20 protein-coding genes, 1 tRNA gene and 2 pseudogenes are annotated in these 21,804 nt (G+C 64.1%); 14 read left to right on the forward strand and 9 right to left on the reverse strand.

Annotated elements, in window-relative coordinates:
* Window position 1 precedes the first annotated feature (1 nt).
* Window positions 2-1,603, forward strand: a complete 1,602-nt coding sequence (locus FJ426_RS01430) for a cisplatin damage response ATP-dependent DNA ligase (protein ID WP_140523788.1) — start codon at window positions 2-4, stop codon at window positions 1,601-1,603.
* 24 nt (window positions 1,604-1,627) lie between these two features.
* Here the strand turns inward: FJ426_RS01430 and FJ426_RS01435 are convergent, their stop codons facing one another.
* Complete coding sequence (locus tag FJ426_RS01435; RefSeq protein WP_140496901.1) at window positions 1,628-2,779, reverse strand: hypothetical protein; 1,152 nt, start codon at window positions 2,777-2,779, stop codon at window positions 1,628-1,630.
* A 363-nt stretch (window positions 2,780-3,142) separates the two neighbouring features.
* On the opposite strand from FJ426_RS01435, the gene FJ426_RS01440 reads away from it, so the two are divergent.
* Window positions 3,143-3,218, forward strand: a tRNA-Thr gene (locus tag FJ426_RS01440).
* A gap of 27 nt (window positions 3,219-3,245) precedes the next feature.
* Here the strand turns inward: FJ426_RS01440 and FJ426_RS01445 are convergent.
* On the reverse strand, window positions 3,246-3,944 hold the full coding sequence (locus tag FJ426_RS01445) for a hypothetical protein (RefSeq protein ID WP_140559695.1): 699 nt from the start codon (window positions 3,942-3,944) through the stop codon (window positions 3,246-3,248).
* Window positions 3,941-4,549, reverse strand: a complete 609-nt coding sequence (locus FJ426_RS01450) for a hypothetical protein (RefSeq protein WP_224518983.1) — start codon at window positions 4,547-4,549, stop codon at window positions 3,941-3,943. Before FJ426_RS01450 ends, FJ426_RS01445 begins: the two co-directional genes overlap by 4 nt.
* A gap of 243 nt (window positions 4,550-4,792) precedes the next feature.
* Between FJ426_RS01450 and FJ426_RS31665 the strand changes: the two are divergent.
* Window positions 4,793-4,928 (forward strand): annotated as a pseudogene (locus FJ426_RS31665) (IS630 family transposase); the annotation flags it as partial.
* 10 nt (window positions 4,929-4,938) lie between these two features.
* Here FJ426_RS31665 and FJ426_RS01455 read toward each other — a convergent pair.
* Window positions 4,939-5,760 carry a membrane-anchored protein gene (locus FJ426_RS01455; protein WP_246675454.1) on the reverse strand — a complete coding sequence of 274 codons (822 nt, stop codon included), beginning with the start codon at window positions 5,758-5,760 and terminating at the stop codon, window positions 4,939-4,941.
* Window positions 5,761-6,303: 543 nt separating this feature from the next.
* On the opposite strand from FJ426_RS01455, the gene FJ426_RS01460 reads away from it, so the two are divergent.
* The 9 genes and pseudogenes from FJ426_RS01460 (at window position 6,304) to FJ426_RS01495 (ending at window position 11,496) form a co-directional block, all read left to right on the forward strand.
* Window positions 6,304-6,492, forward strand: coding sequence for a DUF2158 domain-containing protein (locus FJ426_RS01460; protein WP_140496939.1), 189 nt, complete (start codon window positions 6,304-6,306; stop codon window positions 6,490-6,492).
* Between the two features lie 305 nt (window positions 6,493-6,797).
* The gene (locus tag FJ426_RS01465; RefSeq protein WP_140496941.1) at window positions 6,798-7,241 is read left to right on the forward strand and encodes an EF-hand domain-containing protein; all 444 of its coding nucleotides are present in this window, start codon (window positions 6,798-6,800) and stop codon (window positions 7,239-7,241) included.
* A 44-nt stretch (window positions 7,242-7,285) separates the two neighbouring features.
* Entirely contained in the window at window positions 7,286-7,828 is a 543-nt protein-coding gene (locus tag FJ426_RS01470) for an RNA polymerase sigma factor (RefSeq protein ID WP_140496943.1), read from the forward strand.
* Window positions 7,821-7,967: a hypothetical protein gene (locus FJ426_RS31210; RefSeq protein WP_181165287.1), complete on the forward strand. Its 147-nt coding sequence runs from the start codon at window positions 7,821-7,823 to the stop codon at window positions 7,965-7,967. Before FJ426_RS01470 ends, FJ426_RS31210 begins: the two co-directional genes overlap by 8 nt.
* The gene (locus FJ426_RS01475) at window positions 7,960-8,409 is read left to right on the forward strand and encodes a hypothetical protein (RefSeq protein ID WP_140496945.1); all 450 of its coding nucleotides are present in this window, start codon (window positions 7,960-7,962) and stop codon (window positions 8,407-8,409) included. The genes FJ426_RS31210 and FJ426_RS01475 overlap by 8 nt, the downstream gene beginning before the upstream one ends.
* Window positions 8,406-8,855, forward strand: coding sequence for a periplasmic heavy metal sensor (locus tag FJ426_RS01480; RefSeq protein ID WP_140496947.1), 450 nt, complete (start codon window positions 8,406-8,408; stop codon window positions 8,853-8,855). The genes FJ426_RS01475 and FJ426_RS01480 overlap by 4 nt, the downstream gene beginning before the upstream one ends.
* A 107-nt stretch (window positions 8,856-8,962) precedes the next feature.
* Window positions 8,963-9,259 (forward strand): hypothetical protein, encoded by a 297-nt coding sequence (locus tag FJ426_RS01485; RefSeq protein WP_140496949.1) that lies wholly within the window; start codon window positions 8,963-8,965, stop codon window positions 9,257-9,259.
* A 169-nt stretch (window positions 9,260-9,428) separates the two neighbouring features.
* Window positions 9,429-9,662, forward strand: a pseudogene (locus FJ426_RS01490) (hypothetical protein); the annotation flags it as partial.
* 94 nt (window positions 9,663-9,756) lie between these two features.
* Window positions 9,757-11,496 carry a sulfatase-like hydrolase/transferase gene (locus FJ426_RS01495; RefSeq protein ID WP_246675457.1) on the forward strand — a complete coding sequence of 580 codons (1,740 nt, stop codon included), beginning with the start codon at window positions 9,757-9,759 and terminating at the stop codon, window positions 11,494-11,496.
* A gap of 15 nt (window positions 11,497-11,511) precedes the next feature.
* Here FJ426_RS01495 and FJ426_RS01500 read toward each other — a convergent pair whose 3' ends face one another.
* The 5 genes from FJ426_RS01500 to FJ426_RS01525 form a co-directional block, all read right to left on the reverse strand.
* Window positions 11,512-13,095, reverse strand: a complete 1,584-nt coding sequence (locus tag FJ426_RS01500; RefSeq protein ID WP_140496951.1) for an indolepyruvate oxidoreductase subunit beta family protein — start codon at window positions 13,093-13,095, stop codon at window positions 11,512-11,514.
* Window positions 13,088-15,241 carry an indolepyruvate ferredoxin oxidoreductase subunit alpha gene (locus FJ426_RS01505; RefSeq protein WP_140496953.1) on the reverse strand — a complete coding sequence of 718 codons (2,154 nt, stop codon included), beginning with the start codon at window positions 15,239-15,241 and terminating at the stop codon, window positions 13,088-13,090. The genes FJ426_RS01500 and FJ426_RS01505 overlap by 8 nt, the downstream gene beginning before the upstream one ends.
* A gap of 45 nt (window positions 15,242-15,286) precedes the next feature.
* Entirely contained in the window at window positions 15,287-15,769 is a 483-nt protein-coding gene (locus FJ426_RS01510) for a MarR family transcriptional regulator (protein WP_140496955.1), read from the reverse strand.
* On the reverse strand, window positions 15,769-17,340 hold the full coding sequence (locus tag FJ426_RS01515) for an NAD(P)/FAD-dependent oxidoreductase (protein ID WP_140559696.1): 1,572 nt from the start codon (window positions 17,338-17,340) through the stop codon (window positions 15,769-15,771). The genes FJ426_RS01510 and FJ426_RS01515 overlap by 1 nt, the downstream gene beginning before the upstream one ends.
* Window positions 17,341-17,645: 305 nt before the next feature.
* Window positions 17,646-18,437: a cyclase family protein gene (locus tag FJ426_RS01525; RefSeq protein ID WP_140559697.1), complete on the reverse strand. Its 792-nt coding sequence runs from the start codon at window positions 18,435-18,437 to the stop codon at window positions 17,646-17,648.
* Between the two features lie 118 nt (window positions 18,438-18,555).
* Here FJ426_RS01525 and FJ426_RS01530 point away from each other — a divergent pair, with 118 nt between their 5' ends.
* Window positions 18,556-20,130 carry an NAD(P)/FAD-dependent oxidoreductase gene (locus tag FJ426_RS01530; RefSeq protein ID WP_140559698.1) on the forward strand — a complete coding sequence of 525 codons (1,575 nt, stop codon included), beginning with the start codon at window positions 18,556-18,558 and terminating at the stop codon, window positions 20,128-20,130.
* 112 nt (window positions 20,131-20,242) lie between these two features.
* Window positions 20,243-21,772 (forward strand): ABC transporter substrate-binding protein, encoded by a 1,530-nt coding sequence (locus tag FJ426_RS01535; RefSeq protein ID WP_140559699.1) that lies wholly within the window; start codon window positions 20,243-20,245, stop codon window positions 21,770-21,772.
* The last annotated feature ends 32 nt before the right edge of the window (window positions 21,773-21,804 follow it).

Consider the following 21,804-nt stretch of genomic DNA (forward strand, 5'->3'; position numbering starts at 1 on the left):
CATGAATCGCTTCGCCGAACTGCTCGACCGCCTTGTGCTGACGCCGTCGCGCAACGGCAAGCTGACGCTGCTGACCGATTATTTCCGCAGCGTCGAGGATCCCGATCGCGGGCTGGCGCTGGCTGCCATCACCGGCGACCTCAACATCGCCGCGATCAAGCCGGCGATGCTGCGCACCCTGGTGACCGAACGCATGGATCCGGTGCTGTTCGGCTATTCCTACGACTATGTCGGCGATCTCGCCGAGACCGTGTCGCTGGTCTGGCCGCAGACGCCCGGAACCATACCGAACCGTGAGCCGACGCTCGGTGAGGTGGTCGCGAAGCTGCAGGCGGCGAGCCGCTCCGACGGCCCGAAAGTGCTGTCAAACCTGCTCGACAGTGCCGGCATCTCGGCCCGCTTCGCCATCATCAAGCTGGTCACCGGCGGGTTGCGCATCGGGGTGTCGGCGCGGCTGGCCAAGCAGGCACTGGCGGATTTCGGCAAGGTCGACGTCGCCGAGATCGAGGAACTCTGGCACGGGCTGTCGCCGCCGTACACAGCCTTGTTCGCATGGCTGGAAGGCAAGGCCGCAAAGCCCGAGAGGGCCGCGCGGGCACTGTTCCGGCCGGTGATGCTGTCCAACCCGGTCGGCGACGGCGATCTCGACAGGCTCGACCCCGCCGATTACGTGGCCGAGTGGAAATGGGACGGCATCCGCGTCCAGGCGGTGTCGGAAGGCGGCATCCGCCGGCTCTATTCGCGCACCGGCGACGATGTCTCCGGCGCCTTTCCCGACCTCGCCGAGGCGATGGTTTTCTCGGCCACGCTCGACGGGGAATTGCTGGTCGGCGATCCCCGGGAAGCGACAGGGACATTCTCGGATCTCCAGCAGCGGTTGAACCGCAAGACGGTGTCACTGAAGATGCAGCAGCAATATCCGGCTTTCATGCGTTGCTACGACCTTTTGCAGGTCGGCGCGGAGGATTTGCGGGGATTGCCCTTCCGGGAGCGGCGCGTCCGCCTCGAAAACTTCGTGAAAACGCTCGACCCGAGCCGCTTCGATCTTTCGCCATTCGTCGCGTTCTCGGACTGGCAGGCGCTGGAGGAACTGCGCCGGGCGCCGCCGCACCCGATCATCGAAGGCGTGATGCTGAAGCGCTGGGATTCGCCCTATGTCGCCGGCCGGCCGAAGGGGCCCTGGTTCAAATGGAAACGTGACCCGCACACGGTGGACGCCGTGCTCATGTACGCCCAGCGCGGCCACGGCAAGCGCTCGAGCTTCTACTCCGATTACACGTTCGGCGTCTGGTCCGGAGCGGAAGGCGAGGAGGAACTGGTGCCGGTCGGCAAGGCCTATTTCGGCTTCACCGACGAGGAATTGAGGCAGATCGACAAATATGTCCGCGACAACACGATCGAGCGTTTCGGGCCTGTGCGCTCGGTGCGCGCCGACCGTGACAACGGGCTGGTGCTGGAAGTCGCCTTCGAAGGGCTCAACCGTTCGACGCGTCACAAATCCGGCGTTGCCATGCGCTTTCCCCGCATCTCGCGGCTGCGCTGGGACAAGCCCGCCAACGAGGCCGACCACATCGAGACGCTGCAGGCGCTGCTCGATCGTTGATCGCACCCTCTCCGGTGCCGGCGCTCAAGGCTCGACGGAGACGCGGATCTCGTAAATGTTGACCGCCTTGCCCTGCTTGTCGAAATCGGAGTTGATGGCGATCGTTCCGGCCGAGCCGGGCCGCTTGTCGGGGAATTTCACGTCGAAGAGATATTCGTTGCGCTGCTGGCCGACCGCATAGCGTTTGCGGCCGCAATCACCAAGCTCGCCGAAATTGCAGTCGACCGAGATCTGCGTGTCCTTGCCGTCCTCGGCGCGGGCGACGATATCGAACACGGCGTGCTTGCCGGCGAGCTTCTCCAGCACGCCTTGCCCGACATCGAAGCTGATCGCCGAACCGGAAGCGCCGGACTGGATGCGCAGGAATGGCCCGGAATCGTCCTTCATCGTTTCCGCCTTGGCGTCCGACGGAGCGCTGACATGCGCCGGGTCGGTGGGCGAAAACACGTTGATCCAGTTGCGCGCCTGATCGGCAGCGCCGGGCTTTTCCGGCCCGGTCTCGCCATCCGCCGGCGTGAAATCGTCGTCCTCGACGGTCGGCGGCGCTTCGGGCGGCGCGGTGTCGAGCTGAGCCTGGGTCTTGAAGACGCCGGTCTGCATGGCGAAAAACAGGCCGATGCCGACCGCGGCGAGCAGCGTCACGGTGAGGAAGATGGCGGTCAGCGGCAGGCGCCGGCCCCTGATGCGCCTCTCGTCGCGATCGGGCGCCACTTCAGCCGTGGCTTCGGACGAAGCGGGAGCCGACATGTCGATGGACGGCACGCCGGAAAGGGTCGCGTCGGGCATGATGTCTGGAACGACCGGCAAGACGCGCGAGCGCGGGGCATCGGCAGCCGGCTGTGCAGGCTCGTCGACGGAAACTGCGGGCGGCGCCGCGCTCTCGCCGGTTGCGGCGGGTGCAGCCGGGCTCGCCGGAAGCTCGACCGCCGGTGCATCGGACTCAGCCTGGGGAGCGACATCCGGCACCGCCGGCAGGAATTCGGATTCGATTTCGGTGATCTTGGCCTGTATCGCCTTGCGGCGCTTGATGGCGACTTCCACCGTCACGCCGGGATTGGCCTGGAGCGCGCGGTCGAGCGCGGCGAAAGCCGAGCGATAGACCTTCTCGCGGTATGCGCGGTCCTCGGCATTGCCTCTTTCGAGGGCGTTCCGGATCGCTTTTTCGATTGCGTCCAAGCGAGATCCCTCTGTGCGTTGCCCAAACCTCGCCATGATCGTTAGCCGCAGCCGACCAATCAATCAACGGGCGAGCGTCCGCATTCTGCCTCGTTGGAGTGTCCAAAGTCCATCTTGGCGGTATTCCGGCAACGAAATCAACATGCTTCATTGATCTTTGCCGGCAGGGAGGCACGGGGCCAGGCGCAATGTCCCAGCCGATCGGTAAGGGCGTGGCAGCCGGCTTTGTCGGCGATGCGTCGGGGCGGAACGACGCGCAACACGAATTGCCGGGCCGCATCCTGAATTCGCGATCGCCCATCTTGAATTCGCCGTCGGTTGAGTCTATCACCCAGCCCATCTTGGAGGCCTAACGCTTCCCGGGCCGCTTTAGCTCAGTTGGTAGAGCACATCATTCGTAATGATGGGGTCGCGTGTTCGAGTCACGCAAGCGGCACCACTTCCCCAGCCCCTGCTGACGTCGCCGTCATGGCATCTGTCCCTGCCACAAGGGTAATCCACTTTCGGCCGCGAAGTCTTTGTCCTCCGCGTAGATCGGTTCGCCTCTTCTCACCACCCGCCCAAGCAGGGCCGCATCTTCGTTGGCGTGATATCGAAAGGCGTTTCGGGTGTCGTATCCGTGCCCGGCCTGGGACAGGGAAAACCCGCTGACGACGACAGGGGCAAAGCCGGCGAAACGCGCCAGTATGATCGCGAAGGCTCCGGTGGAGATCTTCCGGTGCCAGCCGCGGAACATATGATATTTGCCGCTAAGCTGCCAGACGACGTTGGCAAGCTGCCATTTGGTAAGCGCCTGCAAGGTTTCATAACGATAATTGAAGGTGCGACAACCGGCTTTCAGCTTGTCCTCGACATCGGGCCAAACCGGGATGATCAGGTGCTTTGCCTGCCGTCCATTTAACAGATCACGCTTGTAGAAATCCTGTTCGCTGGCGTCGACAAAAATGCCGCGGCGGATAACAGCGATATCAGGAACGGGGAGGCCGACGGTTTCCGCCAAAAGCTGGGAAGCATTGACGGTCACAAGTGCCCAATCGGCATCATATCCCTGCGGGAGGCGAAAATTCGGCGCCGACCCCATCACCAAGGCGGGACCTGTGGCCCTGGGCAGGCGAAGAATTGGTTTTTGGAAGATTGGCAAGAGATCCGAAAGCGGAGTTTTCATCCGGGAATCTGAACCGCCTGTTCCTCAAACGCGCGCAGGATGCTCTCTTCCCGGCTCCACAATTCGTCCCATTGCGTGGTGCCGGACCAACCCGCAAACCAAGGGCCGCCGAGCGTATAATGCGCCAGCGAGACATCGGCGGGATCGAGTTCGGAAGCCGAAGCCCCGACGAGGTAGTTCCACGCCAGGGGCAATTCGCCGATCTCATGGTCCTCAAGCCATTTGAAGGCGTGGAGGTCACGTCCGGGCCACGTATTGAGCATCTCATTGGTCAGCCGCTTGTTGGCGGGATGATCCAGATTCCATAAAACGACCGACGACCAGTTCTTGCGGCGATAGAACGTCTGCGTTTGTCCGTCCATCTTGACCGCTTCGGATTCGCGTTGCTGGTGCTTGACCGCCATGATCGCGTAGGAAGGATCGAGCAGATCGAGCAGTTTGACCGGATCCTTCAGAAACAGGACGTCGCAATCGCAGAACATGGCCCAGCCGCTTTGCCCCATGAACGGAACGGCAAAGCGCGATATGGCAAACTCGGTCGCCATCGGCGCCTCGGAAATCGGGCACCAGAGCTTACCGTCACGTACTTCCATCGGTCGCGTCATGATTCCTTGGGCTACAAGGTCCTTGAGCACGAGCGGCTGTATCTGCAACGGGGTGCTTGTCCGCCGATAGGCGCTCCATCGCGCCACGTCCAGAACTCGGGATTCGCGCGGATCATAGCCAATGTAGATTGGTATCATGTGGCAGTTCTATAATCTGATGTGAATTTCGACGAATCTAGCATGGCAGCACTGCACGCGGAAGACCAGAAGCACATTCGCAATGCCGTGTGTCCGGGTTGCCACGAGCGTTTCATCTCTGAAGGTGTCGATGGTGTTTTTGCGCGACAAGTGCCAAGCAACCGGCATCGCACCTCTTCACGACGGAGCTGTCGAGCGGATCGTCGCACTCACATTTGAGACAGCTCACCAGCAAGCCACATCGACCGTTGTTATTGGACCTCACATCTCCTGGCCTGGCCCGTCCAGAGTGGCAGACCGAGCGAGTCCGCCACGTGCGGATCGCTCGTATAAAGGGGGAAACCGAGCGCCAACAGCGCCAGCAGGGTGGCACGGTCGGAACCGACGTGCATCCGGTCGATGTTCAGTTTGTTGTACACATGGCCGTGCGAACCTGGGTCAATACCCGTGATGATCACGGCCGGCGCGCCGTTATGCAAGGCGTAAAGGACCGCCGTGATCCCGGTCGAGAACTTCTCCTCCAGATGCATCTCGAAATTGGGCACACCCATCACTGCTTCGTAGAGCGCCATGCGCTGGTGACGGGTCATCGTGCGCAGGTCGCGACAGCGGTAGTTGAAGGCCGCGATGTTGCAGCGCAATTCCTCCATCGTGCGGTGTGCACGCACAATCCAGAGCAGATCGGTCTCCTGGCCGGTCAAGACGGCGCGCACGGCCACAGCGTTGGGCTTGGTCGCGTCAAGTTGGTTGACGTAAAGAAATGTCGCGTCAGGAGTACCCATCCCCCAGCGGGCAGTCACGGTCTGCGAGCCATTCACGGTAAAGAGTGTGAAAGCATCGCGCTGAAAACCCACCGGCGGGTGTGAGACCGGCGCGGAGCCTACGATGAGGACCGGCTTTGTAAGCGGCACAGGGTGCTGTGGCGCCTGGGGATGCAGCAGGCGATATAACAGTTTCCGCTTAACCACCAGAAGCGGGTGATCGAACAAGCGCTTGCGCAGCGGCTTCTGTGCATCGGGATTCGCTGCGCTATGCTCTGCAATCTCCAGAGCGATCCCCTTGGCCTTCGCCAAACCGGCCTCCTCTCAATGCTTTCCCGGGCATGTACTCCCCCCTGCCAGCCGGCGTTGATCAGCGGCTTGATCGTTGGGGCAGGCAGCAACCATAACGTGACGAATCATTTCCTCCGGCGCTCTGATGGGAACCCTTCGCTTTTCCCCAAGCGCTTCAAGCCTCTCTCACTCAATGTCGCAACTCTACTGTATTCGGCACGAGACTGCATGCGGGTTGCTGTTGTTTGTTGCTTCTGATCACGGTTCGATAGAACTCCGTCCGAAACTCATGGTGCCAGATCGGCAGCATCGCCGAAGCGATAGCCGCGCTCAATACTCAGCAGAGGATCAATCTCCACCAGCCGAACAGGAATTTCAACATCCAATTTCGACAGCAAACGGCAAGACACATTGCTGCAACTGCGACCGAATCTACAACTGGGACCGAGACCCGACCTCAAAACGCCGCCTGGCACTGTGGATCGCGATGCTGGCCGAATGCATCCGCCATTGTCGAGACCGAGGTTTGATGTGAAACTCCCGGCGTCAGCATGGGAGGTCAAAATGCCCAACAGTTTCAAGACCGGAGACGTCGTCAAGCTGAAGTCCGGAGGCCCGAAGATGACGATAAGCGACGGTGCCGCCTCCGGCACATATATGTGCCATTGGTTCAACCGCGAGGGTGATGTATGGACCCCGCAGCATGCCGGCTTCAAGCCGGACCAGCTGGTGGTGGCGGACCAATCGACATAGAACGGTTCACCGTTTCGCGGAAGCGGCGAAACGCTCTATCTCTTTGTTTTTACGCAATTCCATAGGGAAAGCGCTACGCGCTTTTCCCGGGAAAACCGTACACACTTTTCTTGGAATTGCTCTAGTTCCTGCCCTTCGGCTGAAGGGTTCGAACATGGCGCAAGCAGCGCCCGATCGGGCGCGTTGTTGCGGCATGCGCCTGCCGGCACAAAAGTCACCGACGGATTTCTACCGCCGCTGCGTTTAACGGAAGAAGCGTCGCCACGGCACAATGCCATGGCAGCGCGCCAACCGGAGACGCCAGCATGATACGCCGTTCGATCCTTGCCGCTGCCTTGAGCCTGCTGACCGCCACGGCGTTCGCCCAGACGGCGACACAGCCTCCGGCCGCGACGTCCCCTTCTGCACCGCCCCCCACTGCCGCGCCAGCCACGTCAAAGACCAGGCCCGACATCACGCTGGCCAAGTTCCAGAAGCGGCGTGAGAAGGCGATCATGGCCGCCGACACGGATGGCGACGGCAAGATCAGCCTGCTGGAATGGGAGGCCCTCCAGGCAAAGCGCGGCACCAAGGGCGACCCGACACAGTCCTTCGCGCGCGCCGACTCGAACCATGACGGCTTCATCGACCGCGCCGAGCTCGATGCGTTCTTCGCCCAGCGCTTCGCCAGGCTGGACAAGAATGGCGACGGCGTTCTGAGCGTCGACGAAATGCCGGGCCACAAAACCGCTCCCAAGCCGGAGCAATGAACGGGGGTAATGGCACGCGATGACCATCAGGGGTGCGCCAGCCGATGAGCGCGGATCCGGACGAGGAGCTGGTTCGCCGTGTCGGCGCCGGCGATCCGGCGGCCGTGCAAACGCTGGTCGCGCGCAAACTGCCGCGTATCCTGGCGCTTGCCGTGCGCATGCTGGGCGACACGGCAGAAGCCGAGGATGTCGCGCAGGAGACCTTCGTCCGAATCTGGCGCCATGCCTCGGGCTGGCGGCGCGGCAATGCACGCTTCGACACCTGGATCCACCGGGTGACGCTGAACCTCTGCTACGACCGGCTGCGCCGCCGCCGCGAATGGGTGACAGACGATCTGCCGGAGGTGATGGACCCGGCGCCGCTTCCGGATGCCCAGCCGCGGGAAGACGCGCAGCGCGTCGAACAGGCCCTGCAAGCCATCGCCCCGCGCCAGCGCGAAGCCATCATCCTGGTCTACTATCAGGACATGTCGAACATCGAGGCGGCCACGACCCTGGAGATCAGCGTCGATGCCCTGGAGAGCCTGCTTTCGCGCGGCCGCAGGGCGCTGCAGGCGATCCTGGCCAGGGACGGTGTCCATGAATGAAAACCGCGCCGCCATGAAGGCGCAGCGTTCGCGCCTTGCCGACACCGCCTGGCGGCCGGCTCCGATGATCGCCGCGCCGTGCGGGCACGCGATGCCAGCGGGCAAGGGGCCAACAGGCAAGGGAAAGACCGATGTCTGACCGATCCAGGGACGCACCGACGATGGATGCCGAACGCTTTGCCGCGCTGGCGGCAGCCTATGGCGGCGACTTGCGGCGATGGCCACAGGCCGAACGCGCGGCGGGCAGCATCCTTGCCGCAAGCGATGCGGGCGCGGCCATTCTGAGGGATGCCGGCAAGCTCGACGCCCTGCTCGACAGCTACCGCGTCGAAGCGCCCGGCAAGGCGCTGCACGTCGGCATAGTGAGGGCTGCCGACGGTCATCTTGCCCAACGCTGGCGCCGGCGCTTGTGGTGGCTGGGGCTCGGACTTGCCGGCATCGGCCTGGCCGGCGCGGTTGCCGGATCGGCTTTGGTGATCGTCGCCACGCCTGAGGTTCAGCCCGATCAGTATGTGCTGGACGCCAATACGACGGCGTTCGGCGATGCCGGTCCCGACGACACGATCGAGGAAAACCTATGAGCACGGGCCGCAAGCTCCTCATCGCGTCCGTGGCGCTGAACGTCTTCCTGGCCGGCGCCCTTGCCGGCGGCGCAGTCTGGCTGAGAAGTGGCAAGGCGGGCCAGGGCTATTCGCTGGAAGCGGTCGGAGGCCGGCTTCCGGACCAGGAACGCAGGATATTCCGCAAGGCGTTGCGTGAGGTCCGGCGCGAATCCCGCCAGGTCATCCTCGACGGCCAGCAGGCCAGGCGCGAGGCCGCCGACCTGCTGCGGCAGCCCACCCTCGACACGGCAGCCCTGACAGCCGCGCTCGAGCGGGCCCGCAACGCCGACGTCACCATGCGCATGCGGCTGGAGCAGCGCATCGTCGAGTTCGCCGCGGCAAGTTCGGCAGAGGATCGCGGCGTTCTGGCTGAGGGGCTGACAAGACGCGCCGGGTTGCCGCCGGCGCCAAAAAAATCGCCATAAGCACCGACGGAATGCGCCGAAGCCGCCGTTTAAGGCAAGAAGGGCACACCTGCCGGACCGCCTGGTGCGAACAGGTTTTCAACTTCGAGACCATTTGGAGTATCGTCATGAACCGTCTGACACAATACGCGGCCGCCGCCGCGCTTGCCTTGACCGGAACGGCCGCGACCGTTGCGGCGGCATCCGCCACGCCGATGCTGGCCCAGCCAAGCGCCCCCGCGCTGATCGAGCATGTGGCATGGGGTTGCGGCCCCGGCTGGCATCCCAACCACTGGGGGCGCTGCGTGCCCAATCGGGGGGTTGTGTATCCGCGTTATTACCGGCCCGGCCCGGTCTTCCACGTCTGGCACCCCCATCCTGTCTGGCACCCACATCGGGTCTGGCACCGCTGGCGTCACTGGTAAGCGTGCGCGGGGGCCAGCCGCTTCACCGGCCTGGCCCCCTCGACCGCAGCAACCGATCCGACCTGAGCGCATCGCGCCGAAAACGGGTTCATGCGCCGCGCTGGGCCTGAACAAGGAGCTGACGTGGCTATCCCGGCCAAAGGCTCCATGCCGCCGGACGCCGCCCTGGTCGGTGGTGCTGCTCGCCGGCGGCGCGATCAAGGGCGGCCGCGTCATAGCCGACTGGCCGGGCCTGAAGCCGGCCCAGCTCTACGAGCAGCGCGACCTGGCACCGACCAGCGATGTCAGGGCGGTGCTGAAAGGCCTGCTCGCCGACCAGTTCGGGCTTTCGGCGGCGGTGCTCGGCGACAAGGTGTTCCCGGAGTCCGCGGCGATGAAGCCGATGCGCGATCTGGTCGTCTGAATTCCGGTTGCAGATGGCGATTAAGGTTAAATTTACTATGGAATTGTTCGAAAGCTGCAAATGACACAAAGCTCCCCCAAAGGAACGCACAGACATGTTCGTGGGGAAAGCCATATCTCGACTTCAAGGGCCTTTGCGGGCCCTCTGCCATCCGCTGGCGTTGGTGCTGATCAGCCTCGCGGGCGTTTTTGGTGCCGGCCGGGCCGAGCATGAATGGCTGTCGGTGCCGTTCTCGCTGACATTGGTGGCGGCGCTCGCGGGAGCGGTGTTCCTGACATCGGGGCGCCTCGCCTTTTCCGTCTATCTCGCCTGGATGGCCGTTGCCCTGGTGACGCTGATCTCGGCGGTCAAGTTCCGGATGAAGGGGTTCTCGCTGCACTTCTACGACACGATCTTCGTGTCCACGGATCCGGGAGTGTATCGCTTCCTGCTCGGCTCCTATCTCCACCTCATCCTGCCTGTCGCCGCGGCGTTGGTGCTTGGCATCGCCGCCGCGATCCTGATCTTTCGCGCCGACCGGAAGCTTGGCTGGCCCGCATCGGCGCGCGCCCTGCTTCTGGCCGTCCTCGTCACACTGGTGCCGCTGACCTTTCCAGCCGAGGCTTCGAAGGACCGGTACTTCTATTATATGCAGGGCCGGCACATGTCGGCCTTCTTCATCTCACTGATGGATCTGCGCAACCTGGTCGTCGAGCCGGCGTTCGAGCAGCGACTGCAGGCCGTCGCGCCACAGCCACCCTTCGCCGACACGGTCGACTGCGGCGACCGGGCAGCGCTTCCCGATATTTTCTTCGTGTTGAGCGAAAGCCAGTCCGATCCAAGCTATTTTCCGCAGATCGCCAGTGGCGCGGGATTCCTGCAACGATTTGCACCTGCCGCCGGCGAGCCCCACCCGATGCAGGTCGAGACGTTCGGCGGCGGCACCTGGATCAGCAATTTGTCGCTGATGACCGGGGTTTCGGCCACCGACTTCGGCTGGCGAAGTCCCTATCTGACGATCACGCTACAGGATAAGGTCGCCGGAGCGTTGCCGGAGTTGCTGGCGCGCTGCGGCTATCGAACGGCCGTCATGACGCCGATGGACTTTACCTTCGTCAACGAGGGGCCTTTCTTGAAGTCGATCGGGTTCGAGAACGTCCTCGACATCAGGGATATCGCCGCGCCCTTCTACCATCTGCGCGACAATTTCTATTATCACGCGGCGGAGGCATTCATCGCCAGGCACCGCCGGGAAGACGGCCGGCCACTGTTCCTCGAAATCCAGACCATGTTTCCGCACTCGCCCTATGAGGGGCGGATGGAGCCGGGATTGAAGGTGGAAGGCGAGCCCTTCGCGGACGATTTCCAGGCCGGCGAATATCTGCGCCGCATGGCGATCGCGCGCGGCGACTTTCAGGATTTTCTCAGACAACGGGAAGCGGAGGCCGGCAGGCGCGGCGCCGTGGTGCTCGAATTCGGCGACCACCAGTCCTCGGCAACCAAACCGTTTGTCGATGCGACCGCAGGCAGTGACGCGCTGGCCAAGCTTGACTCGCTCGCCTATCGCACCTTCTACACCCTCACGACCTTCCATCATCCACTGCGTCACCCGATGCCCGATATGGCGTCGCTCGATATTGCCTTTCTCAGCGCAAGCCTGCTCGATGCCGCCGGCCTGCCGATGTCACCCGTCATGTCCGATCTGGTGCGGTTGCGTGACCATTGCGGCGGCAGGTTCCATGGCTGTGCTGACCGGGCCGAGGTGGATGCACATCTGCGCCGCCGCGCCGATTCAGGACTGCTGCATCTTTTCCCGCAAGCTGCGCCGCTTCATTCACAAGTCGAAACACGGTGACGGCGCGACGCGGCCTCAGTGTGTCGGCCCGGCCCCCAGCGTCGCCACCGTCTTGAGAGCGCCGTCGAGCATGTCGCCCTTCTCGTCCTTCAGCGCCGCCTCGCGCAACCGCCTGATCCAGTCAGCGGCGTCGGCGCGCCCCTTGAGCAGGTCGAGCGCCGACAGCACGCGGTCGAACTTCGACTGGGCACGGACATGGGTGTCGCTGTAGCCCTTGATCAGCCGGCGGCAGTTCAGGATCTCGACGGCCAACGCATAGTCCTCACGCGCATGGCCCAGCGCCAGCGCGTACCAGCTCTCCAGATGCGCGGCTTCCACCTTGTGGCGCAGCAGGCGGCGGCGCCAGCGGCGCAGGCCGCCGATGAACCACAGAGCGGTGAAACCGGCAAAACTATCGGTACGGATGCGCCGGCCGCGATTGATGCGACGGTCAAGGAAGGCGGCGAGCTTCGGCCGGTTCTCGATGTAGCTGCCCAGCCCCGCCGGCAGCGTGCCGCAGAACTCCTCGATGCGCGGATGGAAATACTCGGTCACCTGCAGGACCGAGCCATCCCTGACGCCGACCTCCTTGCGCACGCGCCTGTCGCGGGTCGAGCGCGTCTTCAGGTCGGCGACGCGGATCATGTCGTCGTAGCATAGGGCGTTCGCCAAATGCTTGGCGGCGGCGATCGAGAGGGCATAGGCTCGATCAGGCCCGTCCAGCACGACGGCTTTGTCCAGGCGGTCGAGATATTCGCGTCCGTAGGCAATGTCCTGATAGTCCACGACCTTTCGCAGACCGCGCAGCGCCATGTCGCGCACCGCCACGGGCATCACGTCGATGCGGGCGGCCAGGGCCTGCCAGCCTCGCAGGAGGTCTTGCGGGCCACTCACCTGTCCAGCGGCCAGGGCGGAGCCGACGACAGCTGCTTCCGCCGGTTTTGGCGCAGCGGATGATGCCGTGCCGCGCGCGCGATCATAGGCGGCGGCGAAGGCGGCGAGGCTGGCCTTGACGCCGCGGCCACCGGCGCCGATCGCCTCCTGGTAGCTTTCGCGCGTGAACGGCAGAGCGTCGGAGCCGGCCAGCGCGCCAAGCAGACTGGCCGAGATCATCGAGCCGCTGTCGGCGGCGATCTTTTCCATATCGAAAGCGATGAAGCGCTTCGATGCGGCTTCAGCCGTCGCGTGCACCTTCGACGACGACGCCCTGCCGTCGCCGGGCTCGATCTTTTCCGATACGGCGGCGATGCGGTGCGAGGAAGTGATCAGCGTCGTGCGGTCGGGGGTGACGAAGCCGCGGATAATGGCGCGGCCGGCTTCCATCAGCTCGGCGGCAATCAATATGTCGACGTCGCCTTGCGAGGGCGACAGCGCGAAGACCGGCAGGCGGCCGGTGTCACGGGCCATCTCGACATAGTAGATCGTGGCGCCGGTGCGCTGGGCGACGCCGGCCACCGAGGTCGATTGCGCGACGTAACCGTTGCGCTCCGCGACGTCGGTGATCCAGTCGGCAAGCACGCCGCCGCCCTGGCCGCCGACGGCGAGCACCGCAAGCTTGATAACGCGTTCGTCGGCGGCGGCGCCAGCCTTCGGGCGCAGTGTAGCGTTGGGATCAAGCATCGGCGAACATCAGACGGCGGCCCTCGCGGCGACGCTGCAAAAGGCCAATGACCGCGCGCCGGGTGCTCTCGAGGACGCGGTCCCAACGGCTCGGATTGTGCACGACGTCGGCGCGATAAAAGGACGGGCACAGCACCGCCGCGTCCGCCACCTCGCCGCAATTGCCGCAGCCGACGCAGTTCTGGTCGATGCTTGCGACAGGATCGTCGCGCAGCGGATCGTCGAGCGACTTCACCGACAGCGACGGGCAGCCGGACAGCCGCATGCAGGCGTGGTCGCCGGTGCAGATATCCTCGTCGACACCGAACTTCGGCTTGACGACGCGCGTCCCACCCTTGATCGCCTTGTCGACCAGGGGCTTTTCGCGGCGCTGGCGGTTGAGCATACATTCCGACGAGGCGACGATGACTTTCGGGCCTTTCTCGTCCGTGGTCAGCGCCTCGCGCAGCGTGTCCTGCATCTTGCCGACGTCATAGGTGCGGTCGACATGGCGCAGCCACTTGACGCCCATACCTTTCACGGCCTCGGTGATGGGATGCTTCGTCGACTTGGTCTTGTTGCCGGCGCGAGACGACAGGATATCCTGTCCTCCCGTCGCGGCCGAGTAGAAATTGTCGACGATGACGATGACGCCGTCGTTCTTGTTGAACACCGCATTGCCGATCGAGGAGGTCAGGCCGTTGTGCCAGAAGCCGCCATCGCCGACGAAGGAGATCGAGCGGCGCTTGGCGTCGGGTGAATTGAAGGCCGAGGCCGAGGCCGGGCCGAGCCCGTAGCCCATTGTGGTGGCGCCGAGTTCGAAGGGCGGCATGATCGAGAACAGGTGGCAGCCGATGTCGGACGCGATGTGGTGCTTGCCGAGTTCCTGTTCGACCAGTTTTGTCGCGGCAAAGATCGGCCGCTCCGGGCAGCCGATGCAGAAACCGGGCGGTCGACCTGGAACGACATTGATCAGGTCCGCCGTGTCGACGCCGTCGCCGACCTTGTTGGGAGCCCGCACTTCGCCGGGCAGAAGATGCGGCGCCTCGGTGCGCAGGAAGGCGCCGATGCCGTCGAGCATGACCTGGCCGGTATATTCGCCGGCCATCGGCAGGTGCTCCTTGCCGACCAGGCGGGTGCCACGCCCGGCCTTGTGCAGCATGGCGGCAAAGGCCTGTTCGATGTAGTTGGGCTGGCCTTCCTCGACGACCAGCACCGCCTGCTTGCCTTCGCAGAAGGACAGAAACTCGTCGTCGATCAACGGATACACGGCATTGAGCACGTAGAGCGGCACGTCGGTCTCGCCATAGGTGTCGGCAAGGCCGAGCCGCTGCAAAGCGCGGATGACGGAATTGTACATGCCGCCCTGCATGACGATGCCGACGGAGCCGTGATCGGAACCGAAGATCTCGTTGATCTTGCGGCTCTTGATGAAATCCACCGCCGCCGGCCAGCGCTTCGCGACCTTCTCCTTCTCGTGCAGGAAGGAAGCGGGCGGCAGCACGATGCGGCCGGTGTCGCGGCGGGGCGCCTCCAGCGCATCGGCCACCGTCATCGGCGGCCGCTTGTTGTCTTTGGCGGTGAAATGACCGTGGACATGGCAGCAGCGGATGCGCACCTGCAGCATGACAGGCGTGTTGGAGGCCTCGGACAACTCGAAGCCGTCTTCCACGGCCTTGACGATCGAGGGCAGGTTCGGGCGCGGATCGAGCAGCCAGACCTGGCTTTTCATGGCGAAGGCATGGCTGCGCTCCTGCATGATCGAGGAGCCCTCGCCATAGTCCTCGCCGACGATGATCAGCGCGCCGCCGGTGACGCCGCCAGATGCCAGATTAGCGAGCGCGTCGGAGGCGACATTGGTGCCGACCGTCGACTTGAAGGTTGCCGCGCCGCGGATCGGATAATGCACCGAGGCCGCCAGCATGGCGGTGGCGGTGGCTTCCGAGGCGCTCGCCTCGAAATGCACGCCGAGTTCGCCCAGAATGTCCTGTGCGTCGGCCAGCACGTCCATGAGATGGCTGATCGGCGCACCCTGGTAGCCGCCGACATAGCCGACGCCGCATTGCAGCAGCGCCTTGGTGATGGCGAGGATGCCTTCGCCGGCAAATTCCTCGCCCGCGCCGAGCCTCAGCTTTTCGACTTCCTTGGCAAAAGACCGTTCGGCCATTTTTGGCCTCCTTCCGTTGCCGCCCGGCAGCGGCGGCGCGTACGTCTAGATGTCGTGCTTGCGAATGTTCTTCAGCATTTTCTGCAATGTCGCGATCAGCGCGGCGTATTCGGCGTCGTCGACATCGTCGAACATGGCCTCGAAAGCGTCATGCATGGCCGGCCAGGCGCGGGTGAACTCGGTGCGGCCTTCGTCGGTCAGGAACACATGGCGGATGCGACTGTCGCTAACCCCCTGCTCGCGCCGCACAAGCCCCTGCCCCTCAAGCGTGTCGAGCGTGCGGCTCAAGGTGGACTGCTCGATCACCGTGTAGACCGAGAGGTCGTTGACGGTGACGCCGTCGGTGACCGACAGCACCGCGAGCGCCCGCACCTGCGAAATGGTCAGGCCCTGCTTGCGGAAATCGTCGCGCAAGGTGGCGTTGTAGCGGCCCATGATGCGGTTCATCAGATAGGGCGCGAATTGCTGCAGGCCGATCTGACCCAAGGTCGATATGCGCTGGCGCTTTTCCGCGATTTTCTGCTCCATCATAGTCTCCCCGCCAGGAGAAAGCCGGAGCCGCCGCCGAGGCCCGCGCCCGGATGGGTCGAGGCGCCGATATGGTAGAGGTTCTTGATGCCGGTCTGGTGATTGCGGCTGGTCTTGAACGGCCGCCACAGGAAGGACTGGTCGACGGTCGAGGACCCGCCATAGGGGTCGCCGCCGACCAGATTGATGTTCATCGCTTCGAGATCAGCAGGCGAATAGGCGCGGCGCGCGATGACGCTGTCCTTGAAGCCATCGATATGACTGGCAAGGATCGCTTCGGCGCGATCGGCATAGGCCTCGCGCAGCGCGTCGGTCCACTGCCCGTCCGCCGGCGCCTGCAGCTTGCCGGCGGCATCACCCTTGATGTGACGGGGAGCCTCGGGCAGTTGCAGCCACAGGATCGCCTTGCCTTGCGGGCAGCGCGAGGGATCGAGCGCGTGCGGCTGGCCGACGCAGATGGTCGGCACTTCGGGCAGCATGCCGCGCGTCGCCTCGTTGCAGGCCTTCGACACACCGTCCAACCCAGGCGTCAGATGCAGCAGCGCCACCTTGTCCAACCCCTGGCCCCGCCATGAAGGCGGCTTGTCGAGGGCATAGTGGATCTGGAAATTGCCTTTGCCGTAGCGGTATTTTTGCGTCGCTTCGACGTCGGTTTTGGGGCCGTCACTGCCGAGCAGCCGACCGTAAAGCTGCGTTGGCGTGACCGAGCAGATGACGCTCTTCTTCGCATTGACGGTCTCGCCCGAGGCCAATCGCACTCCGGTGGCGCGACCTTCGGTCAGGATGATCGAGGCAACGTCGGCCTCGGTGGAGATGACCCCGCCGCGCTCTTTGACAAGTGCCTCGAACGCCGACAGCAGGTTCTTCGCCCCGCCCTTGACGATCGGCGCGCCCGCAGCCTCCAGCGCGAAGGCGATGACCTTGGCGATCTGGCCGGAGAAAGCATCTTCCGGCCCAAGTCCGGCATGCAGCACCCACGGTGCCCACAGCGCGCGTATGGTTTCGGACCGATAGGTGCTTTCCAGCCATCCGCGCGCCGGCACCAGCGCATCGCCGAGAAAGGCGGCCAGCCCGCGCGGGCTCCGCCGCCAGGCATCACCGGCGAGCAGCTTCATTGTCGGATAAGACCAAAGGCTGCCGCCGAGCAGGCCGAACAGCAGCCCGGCATTGCGCTCGATGCCGCCGACATCCTCGGCGTGCCGGTCGCCGTCGCCTGCGGCGATCGCATTGAAGGCGGCGATGTTGGCGGCGCGGTCGGTGCTGAGCACGGCATGGCTGCCGTCGGGCCGCAGCACCCCCGTCGGGGTGGCCGCGTGACAGAACTCCAGGCCATGCCGGGCCAAGTCCTTGCCCAGCGCCGCGTAAGCCGGCGAGGTAATGAACAGCACGAATGTCGTCGCCATCACATCATGGATGAAACCGGGCGCGGTGATTTCCTCGGTGCGCATGCAGCCGCCAATGCGGTCGTTGCGCTCCAGCACGAGTACCTTTGCGCCCTTGCCGCCCAGCATCGCCGCGCAGACCAGCGCGTTGATGCCGCTGCCGACGATGATGTGGTCGGGGGCGTTCATGGGTGACTGCCCCCGGCCGGCCGAAGGTAGGGTTCAAACACGCGATGTCGAGTTCCGTCGCGCCCCCCTCTGTCCTGCCGGACATCTCCCCCACAAGGGGGGAGATCGAATGTCGTCTCGGATTTCGCCAATCTCCAGCGCTGAAGGAATGAGCGGGGCGCGGAAGCAGCCAATCTCCCCCCTCGTGGGGGAGATGTCCGGCAGGACAGAGGGGGGCGCCGTAGAGCGCCAGCGTTGCCCTTCTCCCACCTCGTCACTGCATCATCGCCCGCGCGCATGATCTTCTCCCGAAGATCCACTTCGCCCTATTTGCCCGGCACCAGCGCCAGGGCGCGGATCGGGCTGCCGGTGCCGTGCTCGATCTTGAGCGGCGCGGCGATCAGGATGGCGCCCTTCGGCGGCAACTGGTCGAGGTTGCACAGGCTGGCCAGGCCGTAGCGGTTGGCCTTGTGCATCAGCGTGTGAGCCGGGAATGGCGGCTCCATGCCGCCGGCCTTGCCGGCATCGGTGCCGATCGTCTCCGAGCCCCAGCCCTTGATGTCCTTGCTGATCAGGAACTGGATTGCTTCCGCCGTCGGGCCAGGCGTGTGTGGGCCGGTCTCGTTGGCGTTGAGGAATTCGGCTTCCGAGCCGTTGCGCTTGTACCAGTCGGTGCGCATCACCACCCATTCGCCTGATTTGATGGCGCCATGCTTGGCTTCCCACGCCTTGATGTGATCGACGGTGAGCAGGAAATCATGGTCTGCGGCGGCTTCCTTGGAGCAGTCGATGACATTGACCGGACCAATAAAGTTCTGCGCCGGAATGGTGTCGGTGGCGCCATCCGGATAATCCTTGCCGCTGATCCAGTGCTGCGGCGCGTCGAAATGCGTGCCCGAGTGTTCGCCGAGCTTCAGCCAGTTCCAGGCCCACCAGGGACCATTCTTGTCGTAACGGGAGATGTTATGGATCTCGACCTTCGGCGTGTCGACGGCAAGTTCCGGCGGCAGCTTGATCAGCGGCGTGTCAGGACCGAGCGGCGCCGACAGGTCGACCACCTTGATGGCGCCTGAAAGAAGCTGGCCGGCGACTTCGCCGAGGAGTTGTTGCGTATCCATGGTCTCTGTTCCCTCTTGTCTGATGTGCTGAAGGCTCGTCTCGGCCCTTAATATCCTACTAGACGAAAACATATGCATCTGCAATTATCTTTAAGCATAAAGGAAATGGGTGCGGGGCGTGAGCGAGTTCGACGCCATCTTTGTCGGGGCGGGCCACAACAGTCTGGCTTGCGCCGCGCATCTGGCGCTCAAAGGCTGGAAAACCGGGGTTTTTGAGCGCAGTGCAAATATCGGCGGCGCCGTCCAGACCCGCGAATTCACGCTGCCGGGTTTCCGACACGATTTCGGCGCGATGAATCTGAGCCTGTTCGCCGGCTCGGCCTTCCACCAGAAATATGCAAATGAATTGAAAGCCCACGGGCTGGAATTCGCGCCGGTTTCCGACTGTTTCGCCAGCGCCTTCCCGGACGGACGCTGGTTCGGCGTCAGCAACGATCTGGAAAAGACGGCCGCGCGCATGGCTGCCTTCTCCGCCGCCGATGCCGCCACGTGGCGCAAGCTGGTCGCCGCCTTCCCGGCGGAAGCAGAGCATCTGTTTCGCCTCTTGGGATCACCGATGAGCGCCCGCGCCCTTGCCGGCACGGCGTGGAACCTTTGGCGCAAGAAGGGCCTCGCCGGCGCGCTCGACACCGGGCGCCTGCTGCTTTCCTCGCCCCGCGCGTGGCTGGAGGAGACTTTCGAGTCGCCCCATGTGCGGGCGACGCTCGCCACCTGGGGCATGCATCTCGACTTTGCGCCCGACATCGCAGGCGGTGCCGTGTTCCCTTATCTGGAATCCATGGCCAACCAGAGTTTCGGCATGGTGCTGGGCAAGGGCGGCGCCCACACCATCATTCGTGCCTTATCGGGGATGGTCACGGGCGCCGGCGGCAAGATCTTCACCAACGCCGAGGTGGCCGAAATCACGGTTTCGGCCGGCAAGGCGACGGGTGTGCGGCTCAAGTCCGGTGAGACGCACACGGCCACCAGGGCGCTCATTGCCGGCGTTGCACCCAAGGCGTTGGCCGGCACGCTTTTGCCCAACGGTTCCGGCGACGCCGGCTTCGACACGGCGATGCAAAAATTCCGGCACGCGCCGGGCACCATGATGATCCATCTGGCGCTAGACGATCTGCCGGACTGGCGCGCCGGCGCCGAGTTGCGGCAGTTCGCCTATGTGCATCTGTCACCGTCGCTCGACGCCATGTCGCGCACCTATCAGCAGGCGATGGCGGGCGTGCTGCCGGACGAGCCGGTGCTGGTCGTCGGCCAACCAACCGCGGTCGATCCGTCGCGCGCGCCTCAAGGCAAGCATGTGCTGTGGGTGCAGGTGCGCATGCTGCCGGCAGAAATCCTTGGCGACGCCGCCGGCAAGATCACGCCCGCGCATTGGGATCAGGTCAAGGATCGCTATGCCGAGCGCGTGCTCGACATCGTCGAAACCTACGCGCCCGGCCTGCGAGCCAAGATCCTTGGCCAGGCCGTGTTCTCGCCCATCGACCTCGAGCGCGAGAACCCGAACCTCGTCGGCGGCGACCAGGTTTGTGGTAGCCACCACCTGGCACAGAATTTCCTGTTTCGCCCGGCACGCGGCTACGCCGGTTGGAACACGCCTGTGGCCAATCTGCATCTCACCGGTGCCGCCACATGGCCGGGCGCCGGCACGGGTGCCGCCTCGGGCTTCATGCTGGCGCAACAGCTTGGCGGGAGGTAGCAGCCGAAAGGCGTTGGGGTGGAGCAAGGCAAGGTACGGTTGCCCAGGGAACCCACTGATCAAACAACGAAGCCGTGCACGGAAAACAGAAAAACCAACAAGGGGAACGACCATGACAATCAACAGACGCGAATTGCTCGGATACGGTGCCGCCGCACTCGGGGCGACGGTCATCGGCCTGCCGAAGATCGCCGGGGCGGCGGCCGGCGAACTGACCATCGCCTACAATGTCAACCTGCCGTCCTGGGATCCGACCACCGGACCTTCGGCGGTCAACCCGACCATCCAGGGCCTCTACCAGTCGGTGTTCGATCAGTTCATCCCGCAGAAGCCGGACCTGTCCTTCGCGCCGGGGCTGCTCACCGAGTGGGGCTGGAATGACGACCGCACCAAGATCATGATGACGGTGCGCGAGGGCGTAACCTGGCATGACGGCTCGCCGTTCACGCCCGAGGACGTGGTCTGGTCGTTGCAGCGGGCTGGCGATGAAAAGACCGGCAACCCGATCCAGTTCGTGTGGAAGAACGTCAACAACTTCAAGATCGAGGGCAACAAGATCACGGGCGATGTCGTGCAGTTCGACCCGGTCTACTTCAAGTGGATGTCGTTCCTCACGGGCTACATCATGCCGAAGGCCTATTACGAGAAGGTGGGCGCCGAAGGTTTCGAAAAGGCTCCGATCGGCACCGGCCCGTACATGGTCGAGAAGTTCGAACGCAACGCCTTCCTGCGGCTGAAGGCCAATCCGAAGTACTGGGGCGGCAAGCCGGCATTCGAGAACGTGACGATCAAATTCGTCACAGACGCGGCGAGCCGTGTCGCCGAAATCGAGTCCGGCTCCTCGCAGGTGACGCTCGAGATTCCCTATGAGGAGTATGACCGCCTGATCGCCAAGGACGGCCTTGCCGGCTCGATCAAGAATGTTTCCGACATCGGCATGATCTTCTTCAACGACGTCGAGGCGATGCTGGACAAGAACGTGCGCCAGGCAGCCGTCATGGCGGTCGACAAGGAGCTTCTGGTCAAGCGGCTGCTGCGCGGCTACGGCCAGCCGCTCGCCACGCTGGAAACGCCGGAATACGCGGCCTACGACGCGTCGATCAAGATCGAGCACAATCCGGAAAAGGCCAAGCAATTGCTGGCCGCTTCCGGCTATTCGCCGGAAAAGCCGGTCAAGTTCACCATCCAGACGACCAAGGGCTTCAAGCCCAAGGACTACGAGATGATCCAGGCGATCGTCGGCATGTGGCGCAAGGTCGGCATCGAGGCCACCATTGAAGTCTACGAGATCGCCAAGCATTACGAATTGCGCGCCGCCGACAAGCTGGCGCCGGCGGCCTTCTACAACTGGGGCAACGCCATCGGCGACCCGACCACCTCCACCGGCTTTGCCATGTATGGTCCGAGCCCGCACTCGGTGTGGGACAGCCAGGATCTGATCGACATGATCAACCCGCTGTGGGGTGAGAAGGACGAGGCCAAGCGCATCGCCGGCTGGAAGGCGGTGGACAAATACATCGCCGAGCAAGCCTATGTGCTGCCGCTGATGCAGTATGCGCAGCCGATCGTGCATGCCAAGGGCGTCAACGTCGTGCAGCATGTGTCCGGCGCGCTGTTGCCGGCCCTGATGACCCCGGCCTGATATCGGCCGGGCTTGCCGCGCGCCGTCCATAG

Origin of the sequence: Mesorhizobium sp. B2-6-4 (assembly GCF_006441495.1) — a bacterium.
GTDB lineage: Bacteria > Pseudomonadota > Alphaproteobacteria > Rhizobiales > Rhizobiaceae > Mesorhizobium.

What these genes read in the sequence shown, in the direction of transcription:
- FJ426_RS01445 (WP_140559695.1), bottom strand. Translation starts at nt 3,944, where the DNA reads ATGAAAACTCCGCTTTCGGATCTCTTGCCAATCTTCCAAAAACCAATT.
- FJ426_RS01525 (WP_140559697.1), bottom strand. Translation starts at nt 18,437, where the DNA reads ATGGATACGCAACAACTCCTCGGCGAAGTCGCCGGCCAGCTTCTTTCA.
- FJ426_RS01485 (WP_140496949.1), top strand. Translation starts at nt 8,963, where the DNA reads ATGAACCGTCTGACACAATACGCGGCCGCCGCCGCGCTTGCCTTGACC.
- FJ426_RS01535 (WP_140559699.1), top strand. Translation starts at nt 20,243, where the DNA reads ATGACAATCAACAGACGCGAATTGCTCGGATACGGTGCCGCCGCACTC.
- FJ426_RS01500 (WP_140496951.1), bottom strand. Translation starts at nt 13,095, where the DNA reads ATGCTTGATCCCAACGCTACACTGCGCCCGAAGGCTGGCGCCGCCGCC.
- FJ426_RS01480 (WP_140496947.1), top strand. Translation starts at nt 8,406, where the DNA reads ATGAGCACGGGCCGCAAGCTCCTCATCGCGTCCGTGGCGCTGAACGTC.
- FJ426_RS01450 (WP_224518983.1), bottom strand. Translation starts at nt 4,549, where the DNA reads ATGACGCGACCGATGGAAGTACGTGACGGTAAGCTCTGGTGCCCGATT.
- FJ426_RS01495 (WP_246675457.1), top strand. Translation starts at nt 9,757, where the DNA reads ATGTTCGTGGGGAAAGCCATATCTCGACTTCAAGGGCCTTTGCGGGCC.
- FJ426_RS01470 (WP_140496943.1), top strand. Translation starts at nt 7,286, where the DNA reads ATGAGCGCGGATCCGGACGAGGAGCTGGTTCGCCGTGTCGGCGCCGGC.
- FJ426_RS01505 (WP_140496953.1), bottom strand. Translation starts at nt 15,241, where the DNA reads ATGGCCGAACGGTCTTTTGCCAAGGAAGTCGAAAAGCTGAGGCTCGGC.
- FJ426_RS31210 (WP_181165287.1), top strand. Translation starts at nt 7,821, where the DNA reads ATGAATGAAAACCGCGCCGCCATGAAGGCGCAGCGTTCGCGCCTTGCC.
- FJ426_RS01465 (WP_140496941.1), top strand. Translation starts at nt 6,798, where the DNA reads ATGATACGCCGTTCGATCCTTGCCGCTGCCTTGAGCCTGCTGACCGCC.
- FJ426_RS01430 (WP_140523788.1), top strand. Translation starts at nt 2, where the DNA reads ATGAATCGCTTCGCCGAACTGCTCGACCGCCTTGTGCTGACGCCGTCG.
- FJ426_RS01515 (WP_140559696.1), bottom strand. Translation starts at nt 17,340, where the DNA reads ATGAACGCCCCCGACCACATCATCGTCGGCAGCGGCATCAACGCGCTG.
- FJ426_RS01460 (WP_140496939.1), top strand. Translation starts at nt 6,304, where the DNA reads ATGCCCAACAGTTTCAAGACCGGAGACGTCGTCAAGCTGAAGTCCGGA.
- FJ426_RS01510 (WP_140496955.1), bottom strand. Translation starts at nt 15,769, where the DNA reads ATGGAGCAGAAAATCGCGGAAAAGCGCCAGCGCATATCGACCTTGGGT.
- FJ426_RS01475 (WP_140496945.1), top strand. Translation starts at nt 7,960, where the DNA reads ATGTCTGACCGATCCAGGGACGCACCGACGATGGATGCCGAACGCTTT.